Below are 3,279 nucleotides of genomic sequence, written 5' to 3'. Positions count from 1 at the left end.
GTCTCGGCCCTGATCGACCGGCGCTCGGACGCCGAACTCGCAGCCCTGATGGGCAATCTCGGCGGCCATGACCTGCCGATGCTGCTGGAGGCCTTCGAGGCCGCCCGCGCCCATGACCGTCCGGTCTGCTTCATCGCCTACACGATCAAGGGCCACGGCCTGCCGCTCGCCGGCCACAAGGACAACCACGCGGGCCTGCTGACCCCGACCCAGGTCGCGGGCTTCCAGGCCGAGATGGGAATTCGGCCGGGCCACGAATGGGAGCCCTTCGAAGGTCTCGACGTGGAGCCCGACGCCATGCGGCGCTTCCTCGCCAAAGTGCCCTTCGTGCAGCGCGGCCGCCGCCGCTACGAGGCGCCGGTCGTTCCCGTGCCCGAACGCCTGGTGGCGCCGAAGCAGGCCGCGCTCTCCACGCAGGCCGGGTTCGGCCTGATCCTGCACGAGATCGCCAAGACCGACTCGGCCTTCGCCGCGCGCATCGTCACCACCTCCCCCGACGTCACGGTCTCGACCAATCTCGGCGCCTGGGTGAACCGGCGCGGCCTCTTCGCTCGGCAAGCGATGGCCGACCTCTTCCGCAAGGAGCGCATCCCCTCGACCTTCAACTGGACCTTCGCGCCCTCCGGCCAGCACCTCGAGCTCGGCATCGCCGAATCGAACCTGTTTACCGCCCTCTCGGCGCTCGGCCTGTCGCATTCGATCTTCGGCGAGCGCCTGCTGCCGGTGGGCACCCTCTACGATCCCTTCATCGAGCGCGGTCTCGATGCCCTGAACTACGCCTGCTACCAGGATGCGCGCTTCCTCCTGGTGGCGACGCCGGCGGGCGTCACCCTCGCGCCCGAGGGGGGCGCCCACCAGTCGATCAAGACGCCGCTGATCGGCATGGGCCAGGACGGGCTCTCGGCCTTCGAGCCCGCCTTCGTGGACGAGCTCGCCGTGCTGCTGCGCTTCGCCTTCGCGCACATGCAGCGCTGCGGCCCGGCCGAACCGGACCCGGTGACCTGCCTGCCCGATGCGGCCGGCGGCTCGGCCTATTTCCGGCTCTCGACCCGCAGCCTGGAGCAGCCGGCCCGGGAGATCGGTCCGGAGCTGGCCGCCGACATGATGGCGGGCGCCTACTGGCTGCGCCGGCCCGGCCCGAACGCCGAGGTGGTCGTCGCCTACCAGGGCGCCATCGCCCCCGAGGCGATCGCCGCCACGGGGCTGATGGCCGAGGACCGGCGCGACGTCGGCCTCCTCGCCGTCACCTCCGCCGACCGGCTCCAGGCCGGCTGGACCGCCGCCCAGACCCTGCGCGAACGAGGATCGCCGGAGGCGTCGAGCCACATCGAGCGCCTGCTCGCCGACGTGCCCGCCCAATGCGGTCTCGTCACCGTCCTCGACGGCCATCCGGCCACCCTCGGCTGGCTCGGATCGGTGCGGGGCCACCGGACCCGGGCGCTCGGCGTCTCCCAGTTCGGCCAGACCGGTACGATCGCGGACCTGCACCGGCATTTCGGCATCGACGCGCGGGGCATCGCCACGGCGGCCCAGGCCATCGCCCCGGGCCGGCAGATCCGGCACCTCCGGCTGGCGTAAGGCCCGACCGAAGGCCTCAGCACTCCGGCAGATTCACCGCCAGCCCGGCCAGGCTGGTCTCCTTGTACTTGTGGCTCATCTCCTCGCCGGTCTGGCGCATCGCCGCGATGCAGTTGTCCAGCGGCATGAAGTGTGAGCCGTCGCCGCGCAGGGCCAGGGAGGCCGCCGCCACCGCCTTGGTGGCGCCGATGCCGTTGCGCTCGATGCACGGCACCTGCACGAGGCCGGCGACGGGGTCGCAGGTCATGCCGAGATGGTGCTCCAGGGCGATCTCGGCCGCGTTCTCGACCTGGGCCGGGGTTCCGCCGAGCACGGCGCAGAGCCCGGCCGCCGCCATGGCGCTGGCCGACCCCACCTCCCCCTGGCAGCCGGCCTCGGCGCCCGAGATCGAGGCGTTGTGCTTGATCAGGCCGCCGATGGCGGCAGCGGTGAGGAGGAAATCGGGAACCCGAGCCGGATCGGCGCCGACACAATGGTCGAGGTAGTACCGGATCACGGCCGGAACGACCCCGGCCGCCCCGTTGGTCGGCGCGGTCACGACCTTGCCGCCGGCCGCGTTCTCCTCGTTGACCGCCATGGCGTAGACGCTGAGCCAGTCCGAGACCGCGTGCGGCTGGGCCGTGTTCGAGCCGCGCTCGCGCACGAGCTGGTCGCGGATGTGCTTGGCCCGGCGCTTGACCCGAAGCCCCCCGGGCAACTCGCCCTCCTGCGCGAGGCCGCGCTCGATGCAGCCGTTCATGACGCCCCAGATGCGGGCGAGGCCCTGGTCGAACTCCGCCTCCGAGCGGTTCGCCACCTCGTTGGCGCGCTTCATGGCGGCGATCGACAGGCCGCTCTCGCGGGCCATGCGCAGCATGGTCGCCGCGTTGTCGAAGGGGTAGGGCCAGAGCCGCGGATCGGCCCCTTCCGAGGGCGGCGGTTCGGCGGCCGCGCGCTGCGCCGCCGTGACGACGAAGCCGCCGCCGATCGAGTAATAGGTCTCCGACAGGACGGGGACGCGCTCCGCGTCGAGGGCCGTCACGACGAGGCCGTTGGCGTGCCCCGGCAGCGCCGGGCCGAAATCGAACACGATTCCGGTCATCGGGTCGAAGGCCAGCTCCGGCAGGCCGGGGGGCGCGAGGCGCTTGCGGACGCGCAGCGCCGCCAGGCCGCCCTCGGCCGCGTCCATCTCGACGTCGGCGGGCCGGAAGCCCAGGAGGCCGAGGGCCACCGCCCGGTCGGTCGCGTGGCCCTTGCCCGTAAAGGCGAGGGAGCCGTGCAGGCTCACCCGGATCGCGGCGGCGGCATCCCTGTCCGGATGGGCGCGCAGGAGATCCAGGAAGTCGGCCGCCGCCGTCATCGGCCCCATCGTGTGGGACGAGGAGGGACCGATGCCCGGCTTGAACACATCGAACACGCTGAGGAACATCGGTGGGTCCGCTTCGGCAGCGCCGCCCCGGCCGAAGGGGCGGACCGTGCCAGTCTTCCAAGAGGGGCCTGGCGCCGGGGCAGGGTTCCGGCCGCCAGGGGGTCCTAGCACATCCGGTGCGCACCCGCCGGCCCATGGAAGAAACGCGCCAGAGCCGCGTCGGCGGGGTCAGGACGTGCCGGCGGCCGCGCGTTCCAGGGCGGCGACGTCGAGCCGGACCATGGTCTGCATGGCCGCAAAGACGCGGTCGGCCACGGCGGGGTCCGGATCGGCGAGGAGGCGGGGCAGGATCG

At 72.7% G+C, this 3,279-nt stretch carries 2 protein-coding genes and 1 pseudogene; 1 reads left to right on the top strand and 2 read right to left on the bottom strand.

Translation table 11 applies throughout. The features are described 5' to 3' along the window. Positions 1 to 1,578: transketolase (locus tag K2X24_RS11845; protein WP_292498167.1), on the top strand; the 1,578-nt coding region annotated here is incomplete at its 5' end. 16 nt (positions 1,579 to 1,594) lie between these two features. Here the strand turns inward: K2X24_RS11845 and K2X24_RS11840 are convergent. Next, positions 1,595 to 2,986, bottom strand: coding sequence for an L-serine ammonia-lyase (locus K2X24_RS11840; RefSeq protein WP_292498164.1), 1,392 nt, complete (start codon positions 2,984 to 2,986; stop codon positions 1,595 to 1,597). A gap of 168 nt (positions 2,987 to 3,154) precedes the next feature. Continuing rightward, positions 3,155 to 3,279 (bottom strand): annotated as a pseudogene (locus K2X24_RS11835) (VOC family protein); the annotation flags it as partial.

The sequence above is a fragment of the Methylobacterium sp. genome, from assembly GCF_019750675.1.
Taxonomy (GTDB): domain Bacteria; phylum Pseudomonadota; class Alphaproteobacteria; order Rhizobiales; family Beijerinckiaceae; genus Methylobacterium.
This window is presented reverse-complemented; position numbering and strand designations above follow the sequence as displayed.

What these genes read in the sequence shown, in the direction of transcription:
- K2X24_RS11840 (WP_292498164.1), bottom strand. Translation starts at nt 2,986, where the DNA reads ATGTTCCTCAGCGTGTTCGATGTGTTCAAGCCGGGCATCGGTCCCTCC.